Source organism: Mesorhizobium sp. NZP2077, from assembly GCF_013170805.1.
GTDB lineage: Bacteria > Pseudomonadota > Alphaproteobacteria > Rhizobiales > Rhizobiaceae > Mesorhizobium.
This window is the reverse complement of the sequence record NZ_CP051293.1, coordinates 6,812,639-6,830,003: the sequence shown is the minus strand read 5'-3', so window position 1 is coordinate 6,830,003 and position 17,365 is coordinate 6,812,639. Positions and strand designations below refer to the sequence as shown.

Genomic DNA, 17,365 nt, shown 5'->3' with positions numbered 1-17,365 from the left:
TCACCGCTTCGAAGGTGATCGAGTGGGGCTGGGGACTGCGTGCGGAATGCTCCGTTATCAATCCACCTTTCATTGATATTCCCTCACAAGGTGAGCCGCAGGTTCATCGGCGGGATTTTCTCGGGATCAAACATCCTTCGAGAGATAGGACTCCGCTATTCGGCACCGGCTAGCGCAGTCGCCAGCGTTTGCGGCCAAGTCTCCATGCAAGTGTGCACGTCACCACGGCGAGCAATATCATCAGCACCTCGGTCGCGAGGAAAGCGGCCTTCAAGTCGTCATACTTGGCGTCGGTGCCAAAGCTTCGCAGTGCCTCCAGCGCAATGTTCCAAGCACGCCATAGGAACACTGACGCGATAACCACCGAGCCCAGCGCGAGCGGCAGCGCCTTGGCCCAAAACACCGGCGCTATCCGCTTGGCGACGGTCTCCCTTTCTTTTGGCAGGGTCGGCTCGGTCTCGCTGATCGCCTTGGTCACATCGGCGTACCAGAAGCCCATCAGCGCGGTGACCACCGCCAGCAACAAGCTCGCAGTCGATATGACGTCGGAAATGTCACTCACGGATTGAGCTCTTCATTGAGCGCCAAATAGCTGTCTTCAGGCACGCGAAAAAAGGTGCCGGTCCGCGCTTCTGCCGCGATCCGTTTGAGTTCACCGTTGAGCTCAGCGAGAAGGCTGTTCAGATATTCCACGACGACGGGATTGCCGACCGACACTCGCCGAAAACCATCATTCTCGGGCCCGCAATCCTGCAGCACTTGAATGGCCGCTTTGCGGATAGGGGCGGCCAGCCGCAATCGGTAGCGCGAAAGCACCGAACGGATGAGCGACCGCGCGCCGGTCCGGGTTAGGTTGAACATTTGAGCCACTTTGGCCTCGCCTGGCACAGCGCCGTCGTTCGCCTCTAGGATCAACAGAAGCAACCGCTGTTCACGTGCGTCGGGGCTGCGCAGGGTGCTTTGCCCAAGCAGCATCTCCACATATTCCCGTAACGCAGCCTTGCCGAGGTTGGCCAACGCGTTGGCAAGAGGGTCAGCGCCGAATATTTCTGTGAGCTGCGTCTGCTCCTCAGCACTCAGTCTCACCGATGTGTTTAAATCCATTGTTCCCTCCACCGAAAAGCATGCAATTCTGCGATGACCTATGCGGCCGAAATTGCTAGCACGATGCGGGGTCAGGTCTTTGGCGGGCCGCAGCGTCCTTTGAGGACAGCAATTTCGGTTTCATGGTCGCCGCCAGACATTGACGAAACCGGCACACCGATAAGGAACACCCCAAGAGCGTCACCGGTCGCGGCCTTGTTCTGTTGGTTTGTCAGAAGCGCTAAGCGCTCTCGGTCTGCCTGGGTGCAGGGACCAGCGTTTGGAACACCTGCAATCTTATCTGGCGGCGTAGCGCAGCCCGCCAAGCATAGGAATACAGCGACGGTCAAAGCAAATCGCTTCATAAGCCCCCCAAAATCCCAACCCGCTGGCAACTTTGCCCAACCAAGCGTCAATCGCAAGCCGTCCAACAACAGATTCGACAATAAAATACTGAAAGCGCATTATGGGTTTTGGTGTCGGGGGATACCTCAATGCACTGTCGTTTGTACTTTGCCGTCATCGCTGCAGTTTTGGTTTCCGACTGCGCAGCCGACTATCTGGCCAATTACGACGCGATGACGCTTGCATCCGATGATGCCAACCACACGAATTCGCTTCTGCAGACTGTCGATCCTCTCAATCCGAACAGCAACAACACAAACATCGAGGGTGATGGGCAACGAAGCGTCGCCGTGGTCCAGCAATATAGATCGCCCGCCTCTGCCGCTGGTGGAGACACAGGCAATTGCCTGACGGATGAAAGCATGGCAGCGTGATGGCTCACGCTGCGGCAAGCGCTCGGCCGAAAGCCGTCGAGGTGGCGAGATATGATCGGCATAAATAGATCGCGCTATGCCAACCGCTCCGGCCAATGGCGGCGACGCAATGGCGCGAAACGCTCACGCGCCAGACGATGGGCAGGCGTTCCGCTGCGTCTAATCCTCGTGACGGTAACCGCGGCTTCCGCATTGGTGACGCAATTCGTCATGCACAACAGCGGATCGCTGCCGGAAATCAATCTGCAGAACCTCATCAAATCGAAGCCGGTGGCGGTTGCAGGCGTGGCCTCCGTCATCGACGGCGACACCATTGAGGTGCATGGACAGCGGGTCCGCTTCAACGGGATTGATGCGCCAGAGAGCCGCCAGTACTGCGATGATGCAAAGGGGTTCGAATACTCATGCGGCCGACGATCTGCAGAGGCCCTGGATAGCTTCCTGGCGGCGTCGAAGCCGGTCCACTGTTCATTTGTCGCCTGGGATCGCTATGGGCGCTTTGTTGGCGATTGCGTTCGAGCGGACGGCGCCAGCGTTGCCGCGTGGATGGTCGAGCATGGGCAAGCGCTCGACTGGCCGAAGTATAGCAATGGCGCCTATGTCGCGCAGCAGGCGAAGGCGAAAGCGTCAAAGATCGGCTTATGGGTGGGATCGTTTCAGGCGCCATGGGATTGGCGAGCGCAGCATGGCGACGACGTGCAAACGCCGTCGGCACCGCTATTTGCATTCGGCAGCGGCAACGCAGGCTGCAACATCAAAGGCAACATTTCGGCAGGTGGCGAGCGCATCTTTCACGTGCCTGGACAGAAGTATTACAGCGTCACCATCATCAACCAAGCCAAGGGCGAGAGGTGGTTTTGCTCAGAAGCGGAGGCCACTGCCGCGGGATGGAGGCGATCGAAGCGCTAGGCTATTACGCTCTGGTCGCGTTAAGAAGTCTCGGTCCTGGGTGGAATCGGCCATCCGGGAAAGTCTTGGTTGTGATCCGCAACGGCCATACGCAGGTGCCGTCGTGCCTCCACAGCTGCGGCAACGGCCCTCGCCGCCGAGACGCCGCGCCGAGACCCGTCCAGCAACTGCGAGCGCTGATTGAGGCGCACAAGAAAGCATACGCAGCGTTCGGTGAGGCGGTGCGCCAGATGGGTGGTAGCAGTTGCAACGGAGCCAGCCGGGAGGAGGAACAGGCGCTGCTTGCCATCTGCGCCTATCCAGCGGTCAGCGAAGGCGATTGCTTGGCCAAGGCCCGATATCTTTTGGAGATCGAGGCGCGCGGCGAACTCGACCTTGTGGGGCATATGCGGGCCCTTCTCCACTCAACGATGTGGAAGGGATGAGACCGACCACTGCGCAGCCGGTCAGCATCCGTCAGATTGACCGAAGCTCGCCGACTGAGGCTCATCCCGTTTCTCGATAGCAAAGCGCTATTTCTTTGGTTTCATCTGCGGCCGATCCGCCTCTGCTGCCTCGCTGTCGGACCTCAAATCAGCAACAAGGGCCTCAAGTTCGGACAGATGCGCGATGAACTCCTGGGGAAGGGGGACAGCTACCGTATCCGCCGCGGGATTGTCGTGGCTGTGAGTGTTTGCGCGGGTCATGCCTTCGTGGAATCGTATTGCCAACGCGTCCGAGAGTCGAACATAGCGCAGTAGCTGGGTTTGGATGACATCCGTTCCTCTTCGCACGATGTCCCGGAATATCACTTCCTCCACCACACGCTCGTAAGTGTCGCGTAATCGGCCATAGAGGTTCTTCACGCGGTACTCGTACTCGGCCGGGCTGGTCGCAAGCAGCTTGGTCAGTTGTGCTGAGTCGTTCTTCAACAGCCCGATGCGCTTGCCGACGTTTTGCCCCTTCCACGGCATCCCTGCCGTATCCACTCTGCCAGCGGCAGCCTTGTCGCTAAAAAGTGCCACCGTGACGGGCTCGATGCCCACTTCATCAGCCGCGCGACTGAGCTCATTGAAAAACACAATATCGTGCGTAAACACGATGACCTGTCGCTTGGTTGCCTCCTCAGCGATCCGCTGGGCGACCCTTGCACTTCGATCGCGATCGAGCGACGAAACGGGATCGTCAATCACGATCGGACCTGAACCGTCGGTCAAAGCAACTTCGGTCAGGAATCCGGCAAGAGCCAAGGCACGCTGCTCACCCTCGCTCAGGATATCCGAGGTGACCTTGGCCAGTTTTGTCTTGGGATCGACCTCGAATTCCGCCTTTGTCTGATTACTCTTGCGTGCGAGGCCTACCTTGAGGTGCATGATGTCGAAGCGGGCGCGCTCGGCATCAAAACGCGTGACGACAGCTGTTGTCAGGTGGGCATCGACAAGCTCATTCGCGCGCTGCGTAATGCCACGAGTTTGAACGTCGGCGAGAGCCTTGGAGTAGGCGTCATCAACGATGAGCAAATTCCGTCGCACGGTGAGCTTCGTTTTGTTGATGGAGAGCAGCTTGCGGTCCTCAAGCTCCGTCTTTTCCGCCAGGAGTTTGATCCGCTCTTCGTTGTCTCCCGCCTGCGCTAGTCCATCCTTCTCGCCTTTCAATTTGAGCGCGAAAGTTTCCAGCTGCTCGATCGGCACGACGAGAGGAGGAATTGTCTGACTGCTCTCGCCCCGCAATCGCGCGAGGGCCTCCGCTCGCCGTGCGACCGCCGATGCCTGGAGGGTTGCGAGGGCGCCAGCGAGCATCTCATCCCGCCTTTTTACCTGCTCGAGACGGTCGGCAAAATCGGAGGCGCCAAGGAGAGCCAGGGCATGCATGCTTCCCAGGGCGTCTTCGACGGCTTTCTCAGCTTGCCGGGCGGCGGCATCGAGTGTGTCGTCCATGTATTTTTGGAAACGCTGCATGCGGGCAGCACCGTCGGGCAAAAGCGGCTGCTGGCATAGCACGCATGCAGCAGCGCCGCCGTCTGCCACCAGAACCGGGAACTCTTTATCCTTATACGCTTCTGTCACCGAGTAATTGCGAGCCGCCGCCCAAAGTGCCCGCCATGCACCGCTTCCGACACCTGGCAGAGGTTCATCGGTGAACAACTCGCCAGCGGCTACCGTCGCTGCCTGGCGTGCTGCAACTGCTGAAGCGCGGAGCTTTCGAAGCTCGTCCAGTGTTGCATCTGCGAATGCCGATCCGACAGCCCCGACCTCCAGCAGCAGCGCATCTGTCCACTTCAAAAGCGCGGTGACGTCGGCAGCGGCGGCAGCGCCTGCGGAAAGGGCGGAGGTGAGTTCAGCGAGACGCTGCTGGTCCGTCTCGGTAAACGTCGTTGCCGACTCAATCTGCGCAACGGTTGTGGACTTATTCAGCTGCTTGTTGAAGAGCTGAGCCGCGGTGCCGTGCTGGGCAGGAAACGCGAGCGCAGTCAGTTCGACCTTGTTGCCGACTTCCTTAGCCCGTTCTGCCTCCAGTTTCTCCTTCAAGGTAATGCAGACCGCGTTGAGCCGATGCGGCAGAGCCAGTCCGAAAGGAAGAAAACGGATTTGATTTCCGCCGTCGACGTAAAGCTCGGCGGAGGCCGTATCAAACACCGCAACTTGCATGAGCTGCGGCGACGCTGCGTTGCCTGGCGACCAGGGAACTACTGCCTCGCCTTCGCCGGCATCGATCACGATGTCCGCTGTCTGAGGGCCAGGCGTGCTTCCGTAAACGTCAGCAAGAACCTTCAGCCTGGCTGGGTTCTCAACGCGCGTCCGACAAGCGGTGCGAAAAATCCGAACAAACCCGCTTTTGCCGCTCCCATTGCGACCGTAGACGATCGTCAAAGCCTTGGGACAGAACGTGAGAGATGCCTTGGGCACCAGCCGATTCACATTCTCGACATTGGCGATGCGCTTGAGGACGATCGGTTGATATTCTCCGTTCCCAAAGTGGGCTTTCGTAAACGGTATCGGGGCGGGCGGCGCCGAAGTGAGCGCAAAGCCGGCCGCGTATTTGACCATCGCCAGCAGAGCCACAATGTCAGCATCTGTGAGCTCATTGCTGATCGCCAGCCGCCGCAGAGCGTCCTGTTTCCAGGTCGAGAGTTTTGCCGACCAGTCGACAACATCATCAATCGGCGTCCCCGCCATTATCCTTCCCCCATAAAAACCCTAGCGAATTCCTGTAGGACTCTGGCTAGGAGGATCCAGCAATATGCTGTCTCGCCCTGGCGATTGCCTCGTCCAGCCGCGCGCGCGATACCGCGGCAAGGCGCTCAACTCCAAGAAGATGGGCCATGTCGCGTGCAGGATCGGGCATGTCGAGAAGTCCGGGATTGTCGATCACGACCGAGGCAAGCTCGGCCAACGGTATGTCGGCAATTGAACGTCGCGCTTCCTCGTTGACCGGCTGACGATAGGGAAGGAGATCCGAGAGCCCGCCCTTTTGCCAAATGAATTCGCCGCTGGATTCCTGCGTGCGATCCAGATCTCGCAGGTGCAGGTCGATCCTCTCGCGGATGCGGCCGCCCGTGCGCAGCCAACCGTGAACCCGTGCAATGCGCTGGGCGAGAACGTCGGTGCGCAATGGACTCTCCATGTCAACGACTGCTTCGATCATCCCGCGCAGCGTGGTGCCGTAGCTAAACTCGAAGAATTGCTCGGGGTCCGGCCGAAAGTCGGTTAGATCCGTCACACGATAACGTCTTTGCTCGCCCTGGTTTTGGGTTGGCTCGCCGACCATTGTTGAAAATGCTGCAAAGCCCGAGGGCTCGGTTGCTGTGGCAACACTTGCCGAAACCAGATCAACCTCGGACGTGGTCGGGAGGGGCAGGGGCTCCTCGATTGGGGCCGGCGTCTGGGCCTCCGGTTCGCCTGTCGGCTCGAGCTGCTGACCCATTTCCCAACGCGTTGTCACCTCCCTCGTCTGCTCGCTTGAATGACGCGCCCGGCTTTCCTCAAGCAGGGTCTCCAGGCTTGCGTGAAGGCGATCAGCGCAGCTCTTTGCGTCAAACCACCAATCCGTCGACCAGACACGAAGGATGGTCCAACCGAGCCCGGTCAGAACCTGCTCGCGAACCTTGTCGCGATCCCTTGCCGTCGCCGATCGGTGATAGGTCGCTCCATCGCACTCGACGCCCGCGAGATAGGCCCCAGTCAGATCCGGGTGGCGAATTCCCAGATCAATCCGGAAGTCGGAAATCCCGACTTGCGGAACGACTGTCCAGCCGCGCTGCTCAAGATGATCGGCGACTGCTTCCTCGAACGGGGAATCGAAGCCGCCCACCGATCCAAGATCCTGGGCGGGCAATGCAATTGGGCCGCGTTCGGCATAGTCGAGGAAGGTCTTCAGATGCTGGACCGCGATCGCCTTGCTTCGCGATGGATCAATCTGGTCCGCCGTGAAGCCGGAGAAGACGATCAGTTCCTGGCGGGCGCGTGTTACCGCGACGTTGAGGCGGCGCTCGCCACCGTCTCGGTTCAACGCCCCAAAGTCCATTGCTGGCGGCCTCCCGGAGGCATCCTTGTAGAATGTGATCGAGAACAGGATAACGTCTCTCTCGTCGCCCTGGACGTTCTCCAGGTTCTTCACGATCGTCGGCTCGACCCGGTCTTCGGCAAAAAACCATTCGAGTTCCGGATGGTCTCGGCGTGCGGCATCGAGCAGGTCCAGGATCAGTGACTGCTGTTGTGCATTGAAGGTGATCACGCCGAGCGTCGGGCGATCGTTCTCCGGCAGGGCCAGCCAGCCCATCATCCGGGTGACTGCCTCGCGCACGACCGCCATGGCCTCGACCTTGTTGGTGCGGCTCTTGCCACGGTCATAGACGCCATCAGGAACCCGGTGCAGGCGAACCGCGCGGTCATCGACAGCCGGCGAGGGGAACGTGACCAGGCGGTTGTGGTAGTAGTGATAGTTGGAGAACGCGATCAGCGATTCACTTCGGCTACGGTAGTGCCATCTGAGGTCGCGCACCGGGATCCCGGACGCCCTTGCTTCATCGAGAATGCTCTCCAAGTCCTTCTCGTGATCCGCAATCTCCTCTTCGTCCTCATTGCGGCCGAAGAAGTTGGTCGGCGGCAGTTGCTTGGGATCACCCACGATGATTGTCTGCCGCGCTCTGGCTATGGCGCCGACTGCATCCCAGGTGGTGATCTGCGAGGCCTCGTCGAAAATCACCACGTCGAACAAAGCCTGGTTCGGGGGAAGGTATTGCGCAATGGAAAGTGGTGACATCAGCATGCACGGGGCAAGCTTGGCAAAACTCTGCGGCATCTTGCCGATCATGTCACGGATGGACTGGCTCGGTCGCTGAAGCTCCATTTGATGTCGCAGCAAGCCGAGTTCGGAGTTGCGTGAGACGCTCTGTACCGGCGCAAGTCCATGGGCAAGCGCGCTGACGACCCGCTGGGTCGCATGAGTGCGCACCAGGTCGTCGATCTCGCGAAATTCCGTAATGGCGTTCTCGTGCTGGAACCTGCGGAAGCTTCGCAATACGGGATCGCCGTCGAGAACCTTCGGCAACCACCATCTGGCATAACCCGCACGAAAGGCCGACCGTGCTTGTTCGGGGGCTATCGTTCCCGTCTCGATTTGCCCAACAAGAGGCGCAAGATGGTGTTGGATCGCCTGTCTTTTCACCTGGCACCAGGCTGCCCAATCACGAAACAGGTTTCGAGCATCCGCTAGCGCAATCAGCTTTGCCCTAAGCGCTTCAAGGCCAGGACCGTCCGAAGTATCCGCCACCTCCCGTGCCGAAACCTCGCCGAATGCCAGGCGCGCGGCCTCAAGTTCCTTGACGGCCGCCAGCAGCTGATCGCCGGCCTCGCGCAGCTGGTCGTTTTCAAGGATGCCGCGCAGACTTGGCGCGACAGAACGGACGACGGCCCGAAATTCGTCCGGGCTGCGGCCAGGAATGCGAAGTGATACGCGAAGCCGTCGAGCAAGATCGAGGGTGCCGGAGATGGCCTTTACGTCCGTTGCCAGACCTTCGATCGGCAGTGGCTTGCCTGCCAACGGGCTTTGGTCGACCGCAGCCAGAAACTCTCTCATCCGACGGAGCAGCTGAAGTTCCTTGCCGGGGTCGGCGGTGCCACGTTGTGCTCGGCTTTGAAGCAGTTTCTGGATCTTGCTTTTGCCGATCGCCGATCTTGGCCAGAACGACGCTTCAGCATCACGCCATTGGCGATCCATGACATCCAGATCGAGGTCACGGACAGTCGCAATCTCATAGGTGGCGGAGAGCCTACGCTCGGTCTCTCGATATCCCTCGATCGAGCGCTCCAGGGCGGTGAGCGCATCCGCGAAAGTCGAGAAATCCCGGTCATATGCTATCGAGATATCGCGACTGCGGGCCTGGGCCATGATCTGCGCCAACCCCACGAGCGACTGGATTTCGGCATGCGACAATGGCTCGCTGGGGGCAAGACCTAGACAGGACTGATAGTCCCGTATCGATGCAGTCAACTGGCCGATGGCGGAGTGCAGAGACGTCGCTGCAGCAAGCAACCTCAGTTGCCAATCGCTGCTCCATTCTCCAACATCGATCAGGTCCAACTCTGGCCGACGTTCAACCGACGCGAAGACCAGGCCGACCTGCGCGGCCAGATCCTCCAGCGCCAGCAGCGTTTGTGCGTCATGCGAGTCCGGCGTCTGCCACGTGAACGCCGGTGCCAGATGATCGTTCGATTTGAGTGCAATACCCAATGCCAGATATTGCGTCCAACCGTTCCGGTAGCGCTTGTGAAGCGCCGCGACATAGGCGTTCAACTCGTCCCGGCGCGAGCGAAGCCGCTCATTGATGGCAATCCACTGTGAGGCGTCCGCCCGGCCACCATTCTCCCATGATGCCTTCAACTGGGCGAGAAAATGCCTGCGATCGGCCTTATTCGAATGCAGCTCAATACAGTGATTTCCAAGTCCGTGTTCGCGCAACCGGCGGTAGACTACATCGAGCGCGGCAGTCTTTTCGGCCACGAAAAGGATTGTTTTGCCGACCCCAAGGCAGTTGGCGATCATGTTGGCGATCGTCTGGCTCTTTCCGGTCCCGGGCGGCCCGACGATGACGAAGTCACGTCCCTCGGCCGCTGCCATGCTTGCCGATGTTTGCGAGGAATCCAGGGGAAGCAGGCTTATGATGCTTGAAGGTTCATACGCATGATCGAGCTCTGCCTCATCGCGAAAGGCCGACTGTCCGTCTGAGCTCTCGAACGCCTGCTGGGGCGTATCGATGAGGTGACGAACGACCCTGTTTTGACGAAGCGCGTCGGTGCGTTCGACAAGATCCTTCCACATCAGGAACTTGGCGAAGGAAAATGTCGACAGCGCGGTCTCGTCGATCACCTCCATGCCAGGAACATCGCGCACCGCCTGTCGCATCGAGGACAGGATCCGCGGCACGTCGATCCCGCTGTCGTCGAGCGGCAAGTCACCGGCAAATTGAGGAAGACGAAGTTCGAAATCCCGCTCGAGGAACTGAAGAAGTGTGGCATTGAAGTGTGGCTCGTCCTCATGGAAGCGGATCGTGAAGCGCGAGCTTGCGCTACGCCGCTCAAGCCGGACCGGCACCAGCAGCAGCGGCGCCCGGTAGCTGCGCCCATCCTCCGGTTTCTTCTTCCAGCGGAGGAAACCGACGGCGAGGAACAGCGTATTTGCTCCGCCCTCAGCGAAGTCGTTGCGAACTTGCCGGTAGAGGTCGATTAGCCTCGCTTCAAGCTGGCGGGCATCCAACGTGGAGGCGAGCTCATCCCTGAGCAGCGCTTCAGCCGCGAACCCGCGTTGCAGATCGCGACCGTGGACATCCCGATAAAGCTCCGCATCGCGTTCTCCCAAAGGGTTTTGCTCTGGCAGCGAAATAAGACGGACCGCGGCCCCGTTCGCCAACCTGTCTTCCAGATAGGCGACGTCGGTGCACAGGAACGGAATTGTCTTCTTCGAATCGGGGAAATTGAGCAGCCGGTTCCTGAGCGTCAGGTCGAGCAGCTTCTTTTGCCAGCGGTCGATGCGACCTGCCGCTGTGGTGGGCTTGATCTCAACGGCCTCAGCCGGCATCTCCCCGATTGCTGGCGCCGCCGGAAGTGGCAGAGCCGCAATCGCAGTTGCCGACTCTTCGTCGGCGACATTGCGTCCGACCGGCTCGTGCGAGGCGAGAGGCGTGATGCCGCCGCTGCGTGATCGCCGCACGTCTATGGCTGCGACGAAGGCATCTGCCTGCTCCTCCGCAAGCCGGACACTGAGCGCGTTCTGCGCGGCTTCTAGCGTCAGCGCAGGCCGGTGCGTGACGCCTGTGGTCTCAAATGCAATGAATTCGCGCGAGGCCAGCGCCTTGCGGACCTCCATCTGATCCTGCTCAACCGCATTGGCAAAAGTGCGCTTGGCCAGCCAGACCCCCGCAGCCGCATGTCCATCAAACATCAGGACGGCGGGATGGAGACCGGCTGCCTCTAAGGCCGCTGCGAAGAGAAGCGAGGTATCCAGGCAGGTCGCGAGGCGCTCCTCGGCAATCGTCGTGGGGCGCCTGATCTTCTGGCCACGGCTCTCGAAGCTTGCGGGAGGCTCGGCATAGTGCAGCCCCATGCCGGCCATCGCCGAATAAATTGCGGCAGCCAGCATGTATGCCCGTTGCGGGCTTTGCGATTGATAGCCGTCGAGGCCACTCGGATGCCCGTGCGCGGCAAGCCGTTCGGCCGCTGCCTTAAGGATCGGCGCAACGCCGGGATCATTGGGCATCACGAACGCCGGAAGCAGTTGCGCCATGTCGGCGACGCCACCCCACTCGTCGCGCGCAAGCAGCCTCACCGTCACTCGCTTTTCGTCCAGGACCTCACCGGCTGCAGACAGGCGCAAGGTAATCTCACCTCGCTCAGCCTCGTTCAGGCCGGCGAGATATCCAGCGTCAAGCTCTACCTTGCGGTCACTGAGCTGGAGCCGGTCGCCTGGGATGAGGCGGTCTACCGTCCAGGTCTTCGGCCGCAGGAACGACGGTGACGACGTAAGCTCCAGCCGGCAATTCTCAAAACTGCGAGCGGTGTCGTTATCGAGCCGGATGGACCGGATAACCGGAATCGCATTCTGATAGGATGCATAAGTGAAGCTGGACGCGACGTCGGCAACTATGGTCGAGCCAGGTAGCCTACCGGCAACACTATCATTTGTTACTAACTCTGAACTATCTGCAGATTGCATTGACCCCATACCCCCGCGTGGAGATTAAGCAATTTCTTGCGGATATAAAAGGCTCTTGGCTGACGGATGAATACAAAACCTTCGCTTATCCACGCGATAGTTGAGGCTCGCAACAGGGAGGTCAGGCCTGTCAATGCTCCCTCACAAGAAGGCAGACACCCTATCCTGACTTCGAGGCCTCAACTCACAGATACTGTTGCCGAACGCCGGCGCACTTTGCTAACCGGAATGGGGACGCCTTCGCCGCTCGCTGCGACGTTTTGGGCGATTTGACTTGATGGGCAATGTTGCCTGAACGTCTGTTCGGGCCGGGAGAGCGCGCCAGATGGCATTTCGATTTGTTCATACAGCCGACATCCATCTCGATTCACCGCTGCGCACGCTCGCGTTGCGCAATCCCGAACTCGCCGAACTGGTGGGAGATGCCAGCCGCCAGGCTTTCATCTCGATCGTGGACCTGTGTCTTGCGGAGCGGGTCGATGCGCTTGTCATTGCGGGCGATCTTTACGATGGCGATCAGACATCGATGAAGACGGCGCGCTTCCTGGCCTCGCAAATGATGCGTCTGCACCAAGCCGGTGTCAGGGTCTACATGATCCGCGGCAACCACGACGCCATGTCTCGAATCTCTAAACAGCTCGTCCTGCCGGACACGGTGACGATTTTCAGTGGCCGCACGCACTCCGTGATCCAGTCGGTCGCCGGGCTGGACGTCGTGCTTCACGGACTGAGCTTCGCCAGCCCCAAGGCGGCCGAAAGCCTGCTGCCCAAATATGCCGGCCCCCGAGAGGGCGCCGCGAACATCGGCATCATGCACACCAGCTTGGCCGGCTCGCCCGGCCACGACGTCTATGCGCCTTGCAGCGTCGCCGACCTGCAAGGTCACGGCTTTGAATATTGGGCCCTTGGCCATATTCACGTTCGCAAGGTCTATCCCGGCGCAAGCACGCTCGTGATGCCTGGAATCCCTCAGGGCAGAGACATCAATGAGGCTGGTGAGAAATCGGTCACCCTGGCGACCATAAACGACGATCGGTCTGTCGACATTGAGGAGAGGCTGACCAACGTTGCGCAGTTCGAGCGCGTGAGTGTCGACCTGGCAGGAATATCAGAACTGCCCGAGGCCGTCGGCCGCATCCGGTCTGCGCTTGAACAATCCCGGACTGCGGCCAGATCGCAATACCTCATCGCCCGCCTCAGCCTGGTCGGCGCTTCCGCGCTGTCATGGATGATGATCCGCGATAAGGATTTGGTGCTTGCCGAGGCCGAACAGGCGGCAGAGCAGGTGGGCAACACCTGGGTGGAGAAGGTCGAACTCAATCTCTCTGCTCCCGGAACTGGGAAGTCCGAAGACGTCGCGGATCCGACCCTGGAGCTAGCCGAGTCAATGCGCGCAACGTCGGACGCGTTCCGTTCGGACGCTAGGGAATTGGTGTTGAAGACCATCGCGGACCTGCCGCCGGATGCGCGAGACTTCGCGGGAAAGGACGAGGCGGCGTTGGAGGCATTCCTCGATGACGTGCTTGCACGTGGCGTCGACCTGGTCACGGCTCGCCTCAAGGCAGGCGGCACGCGATGAGATTGCGGCGGCTCGATCTCACCCGTTACGGTAAGTTCACCGACAAGGCGATTGACTTCGGACCTAAACCGAGTTCAGGGCCTGATCTGCATATAGTATTTGGCTTGAACGAAGCCGGCAAATCGACCGCGCTTTCTGCCTATCTCGACCTGCTCTTCGGCATCGAAGAGCGCAGTCGCTACAATTTCCTGCACGAATATAGCTCCATGCGCATCGGCGGGTTGCTCGAATTTGAGGCGCAGACGCTTGCCGTTTCACGCACCAAGAGTCGCAGCAACTCGCTCCATGATGCGGAAGGCCGGCCACTGAGTGAAATTGCCATTTCGGCTCATCTCGCCGGATTGTCCCGCGATGCCTACAGCAGCATGTTCTCACTGGATGACGAGACGCTGGAAATAGGGGGCAAGGCGATCCTTGAATCGCGTGGTGATCTCGGCAAGCTCCTTTTCACCGCCAGCGCCGGACTTGGTCATGTGAGCGATGTCTTGGCCGCACTGGAGACGGAGGCAGATGGACTTCACCGAAAACAGGCCCAGACCACTGAAATCGCGTTGCTGAAGAAGCGGTTCGCGGAACTCAAGTCACGCAAGGAGCAGATCGACACCTTGGCCTCGACATTCGAGACGCTCGAGGCGGAACGGGTGGAAGCCCAGGACAAGTACGATCGTAGCCTCTCTGAACGTTCGGTGTTGTCGGCGCGACTGGCTACAATCGACCGATATGCGCGCGCCGCGCCGCTCCTGGCCGAAATCAAACGTAAGGCGAGCAGACTAGCTGAGCTGCCTGACATCCCGTCTCCTCCCAGGACCTGGAGTGGCAGCGTCGCGGAATTGATCGATCAGGACGCGCGGCTGAGAACCCGTATCCAGGCGAATGCCGATGAAATCGATCGGGCGAACGCAAAGATCGAAGCAATCGCTGTCGACGAAGCTTTGCTGGCGATCTCCGAACAGGTGCGAAGACTCGCCGATCGCAAGGCGCGATATGCGTCCGCGGGGATGGATCTGCCGACTCGCAAAATGGAAGTCCAGATGCTCGACCAGACGGTGGCGAACTGTCTCGCCGAGCTCGGAAAATCGGCCGAACAGGATCCATCCCGGCTCATCTTACCTGCCTTTGTGGTCGGCACGCTTCGCAACATGGTCGAACAACGCTCCGGGATCACGGCGACCCTGCGGATGGCCCGCGACGAAGCCGCTGCCGTGCTCGACGGGCTCAACGCTGCACGAGGTCGCGTTGGCGAGGAGAGGGCGGTGCCCGAGCCCGTAAGAGCCAGGCTGATTGCAGCCGTGTCGCAGGCGAAGGCCAGTAGTCACACACGGGAGATAACAGAGGCGCGCGGCTTGGAGGACGAGCGGCAAACAAGGCTGGCCGGTGCGATGCGGCGCCTCCAGCCATGGTCGGGCGATGCCGAGGCACTTTCGAAGATATCGGTTCCGCTACTGACGCAGATGGCTGCGTGGAAAACACTGGCCGCGAGCCTTCAAAAAGACAAGGCAGTCCTGTCCGAGCGCCTGACTGAGCATGAACAAAACCGAGTATCTACTTCGTCACGTCTGGCTGCTGTCCGCGCCGCGGCCGATCTCGCCGACGATGACACAGCCGCAGCCATACGACGTGAGAGAGACGAGGCCTGGCGAAATCACCGGGCGGACCTTAGGGCCGAAACGGCCGATGTCTTTGCCGCAGTACTGGCCAGGGACGATCATGTTGTCATGGCCCGTTTGTCTCGTGCAGGCGAGCTGGCCGATCTTCGAGCTATCGAACAGAAGGCAGCCGAGACGGAAGCCGCCGTAGAGCGCATCAGCTGTCAACTTGCCGGGGTGGAAAAGCGCGCAGAAATGGCATCAGCTGAAGTCAAGGAAACGGCAAATGCCTTGCTTGAGGATTGCCGGGAGCAGACACTCGACCTGCTGATCGGACTTCTCGATGAACGCATTGCCGCCCGCGCCGACGCGCTTGCCGCCTGGGACGACATCGTGCTCGCACGCGTCAAGATCGAACGCGCAACAGCCGAAGGAGAGCGGATCCATCTCGGATTGGCCTTGGCTCTTCAAAGCGTTGGAATAGCCTCGGAGGCCGGGGAGACTCTGGAAGTAATGGCGGTCGCCGCTGACCGCTTTCTGGACAGGCAGGCGAAGGTCGATGCAGAACAAGCGGAGGCGCTGAGGAGCGTGGCCGCCAAGGAAGAGGAGCTGGCCGCCAGACGGCTCGCTGTTGAAATCGCCGAGCGGCGAGAGGAGGCATGGCAGGCTGAGGTCAGGGAAACGCTGAAGGGCACTTGGCTCGAAGAAGGCATCGCCGGGACTGGGCTTGGCAGCGTGCTCGATCAGTTGTCAGAGCTGTCAAAGGCCCTGCAGGATCGTGAGGCCATGCGTATTCGCATCCGCAAGATGGAGGCGGACAGGACCGCATTTGCCGAAGAGGTTTCCCGCGTTGGCGCGCAGGCCGGCGAGCCTGCAGGCGACGTGGCGCCAGAACAGGGGAGCGTCAGGCTGACAGAACGTCTAGAGCAAGCAGAGCGCGCCCGTGAGGCGAGGGCAAACCTGCTACTCGACGTTCAGAAGTTGCAGGACGTTCGAGAGGCGCTGAACGCTGATTTCTCGGCACACGAGACGACAAAGCAGGAAGTGCTCGATGCCTTTGGGGCGAAAACTCTGCCGGAGGTCGTGGAGCGCGATGAACAGCTTCGCGAGCGAGACGGCCTGCAGAGTGCCGTGGGCGAGCTTGAAGAACGGCTAACGAGCGAGCTCACCGTCGACGACTTGATCCAGGCGCAGTCGTTGCTGGAAGGCCTGGATCTCGATGGGCTCGCAATCGAAAAGGCTGAAGTCGAGCGGCGCCTCGCCGACTTCGATGAATCACTGCAAGAGCAGCTCGTCCGGCGTACCCGGGCGACCGACAAGCTCGATGCGATCGGAGGCGACAGCGCAGTTGCCCGGATCGATGCCGATCGTCGCACCGTCCTTCTCGAAATCGAGGAGAAAGCCGTCCGCTACATCGAATTGAAGCTTGGGGTGATGTCGGCGGCGAGCGCGCTTCAGGTCTATCGCGAACGCCACCGCTCTGGGATGCTGCGCGAGGCCTCCGACGCCTTCGCACTAATGACGCGCGGCCAGTACACAGGCTTGACGACCCAGCCGGTAAAGGGCGGTGAGGTTCTCATCGCGACACAGCGGGATGGCCAATCGAAGGTCGCAGACGCTTTGTCGAAAGGCGCGCGCTTTCAACTCTACTTGGCTCTACGCCTCGCCGGATATTATGAGTTTGCCAAGCTCAGGCCCGCTGTTCCGTTCATCGCCGACGACATTATGGAAACGTTCGACCATTTGCGGTCGGAAGAGGTTTTCCGTTTGTTTGGCGAGATGGCCAGTGTGGGCCAGGTAATCTACCTGACCCATCACCAGCACTTATGCGACATCGCCAAGGCGGTCATTCCCGACGTGATGATCCATGAACTCGGGTAATTCGAACGGCATTGTTGTTGGCGCGTTCTTGAGCTAAGTCGCATCGCCAACGACGCTTCGCGCCCCATTTCGGCCGTCCAGCTTATTCGAGACTACGCCTGAAAGCTGTCGTCGTTTTGAAGCGCACGACAGATGAATTGCTGGCGCATTCGCGGCCATTACCTAGCGCTTGCTTCGGCGCTGTCGAGGCCCTGGTCGGCATATCGGGCGCGCGCTACCGAGTCGAAGCATTCTCCTTCTGGCTGCGCCGAGCGCCTCGTCTCTGCAGTAGCGTCGGCTGGACTCGCCGCTTTGGCTTTTATCCTCTCCATTCGCGCCTGATATATAGGGGCGACCTTTTCGCTAGACCGATGGACGCC

Annotated in this window: 9 protein-coding genes; 5 read left to right on the top strand and 4 right to left on the bottom strand. The window is 60.2% G+C overall.

From position 1 onward, the window contains the following. Positions 1–169 precede the first annotated feature (169 nt). Together HGP13_RS33550 and HGP13_RS33545 are read right to left on the bottom strand one after the other, a co-directional pair. Positions 170–562, bottom strand: a complete 393-nt coding sequence (locus HGP13_RS33550; RefSeq protein WP_172234084.1) for a hypothetical protein — start codon at positions 560–562, stop codon at positions 170–172. Then, positions 559–1,104 (bottom strand): hypothetical protein, encoded by a 546-nt coding sequence (locus HGP13_RS33545; RefSeq protein WP_172234082.1) that lies wholly within the window; start codon positions 1,102–1,104, stop codon positions 559–561. Before HGP13_RS33545 ends, HGP13_RS33550 begins: the two co-directional genes overlap by 4 nt. Positions 1,105–1,577: 473 nt before the next feature. On the opposite strand from HGP13_RS33545, the gene HGP13_RS33540 reads away from it, so the two are divergent. The 3 genes from HGP13_RS33540 to HGP13_RS33530 all read left to right on the top strand — a co-directional run bounded on the left by HGP13_RS33540 (position 1,578) and on the right by HGP13_RS33530 (position 3,196). Then, positions 1,578–1,862, top strand: coding sequence for a hypothetical protein (locus HGP13_RS33540; RefSeq protein ID WP_210267823.1), 285 nt, complete (start codon positions 1,578–1,580; stop codon positions 1,860–1,862). Positions 1,863–1,913: 51 nt separating this feature from the next. Then, positions 1,914–2,771, top strand: coding sequence for a thermonuclease family protein (locus HGP13_RS33535; RefSeq protein ID WP_172234080.1), 858 nt, complete (start codon positions 1,914–1,916; stop codon positions 2,769–2,771). A gap of 71 nt (positions 2,772–2,842) precedes the next feature. Further along, on the top strand, positions 2,843–3,196 hold the full coding sequence (locus HGP13_RS33530) for a hypothetical protein (RefSeq protein WP_246707488.1): 354 nt from the start codon (positions 2,843–2,845) through the stop codon (positions 3,194–3,196). Between the two features lie 87 nt (positions 3,197–3,283). Here HGP13_RS33530 and HGP13_RS33525 read toward each other — a convergent pair whose 3' ends face one another. Both HGP13_RS33525 and HGP13_RS33520 read right to left on the bottom strand, forming a co-directional pair. Further along, the gene (locus HGP13_RS33525) at positions 3,284–5,926 is read right to left on the bottom strand and encodes an AAA family ATPase (RefSeq protein ID WP_246707215.1); all 2,643 of its coding nucleotides are present in this window, start codon (positions 5,924–5,926) and stop codon (positions 3,284–3,286) included. A 46-nt stretch (positions 5,927–5,972) separates the two neighbouring features. Beyond that, positions 5,973–11,960 (bottom strand): DUF3320 domain-containing protein, encoded by a 5,988-nt coding sequence (locus HGP13_RS33520; RefSeq protein ID WP_172234078.1) that lies wholly within the window; start codon positions 11,958–11,960, stop codon positions 5,973–5,975. A gap of 325 nt (positions 11,961–12,285) precedes the next feature. On the opposite strand from HGP13_RS33520, the gene HGP13_RS33515 reads away from it, so the two are divergent. Continuing rightward, entirely contained in the window at positions 12,286–13,539 is a 1,254-nt protein-coding gene (locus tag HGP13_RS33515; RefSeq protein WP_172234076.1) for a DNA repair exonuclease, read from the top strand. Next, positions 13,536–17,006, top strand: coding sequence for a YhaN family protein (locus HGP13_RS33510; RefSeq protein ID WP_172234074.1), 3,471 nt, complete (start codon positions 13,536–13,538; stop codon positions 17,004–17,006). The genes HGP13_RS33515 and HGP13_RS33510 overlap by 4 nt, the downstream gene beginning before the upstream one ends. Positions 17,007–17,365 lie beyond the last annotated feature (359 nt).

What these genes read in the sequence shown, in the direction of transcription:
- HGP13_RS33545 (WP_172234082.1), bottom strand. Translation starts at nt 1,104, where the DNA reads ATGGATTTAAACACATCGGTGAGACTGAGTGCTGAGGAGCAGACGCAG.
- HGP13_RS33540 (WP_210267823.1), top strand. Translation starts at nt 1,578, where the DNA reads ATGCACTGTCGTTTGTACTTTGCCGTCATCGCTGCAGTTTTGGTTTCC.
- HGP13_RS33535 (WP_172234080.1), top strand. Translation starts at nt 1,914, where the DNA reads ATGATCGGCATAAATAGATCGCGCTATGCCAACCGCTCCGGCCAATGG.
- HGP13_RS33525 (WP_246707215.1), bottom strand. Translation starts at nt 5,926, where the DNA reads ATGGCGGGGACGCCGATTGATGATGTTGTCGACTGGTCGGCAAAACTC.
- HGP13_RS33520 (WP_172234078.1), bottom strand. Translation starts at nt 11,960, where the DNA reads ATGCAATCTGCAGATAGTTCAGAGTTAGTAACAAATGATAGTGTTGCC.
- HGP13_RS33515 (WP_172234076.1), top strand. Translation starts at nt 12,286, where the DNA reads ATGGCATTTCGATTTGTTCATACAGCCGACATCCATCTCGATTCACCG.
- HGP13_RS33510 (WP_172234074.1), top strand. Translation starts at nt 13,536, where the DNA reads ATGAGATTGCGGCGGCTCGATCTCACCCGTTACGGTAAGTTCACCGAC.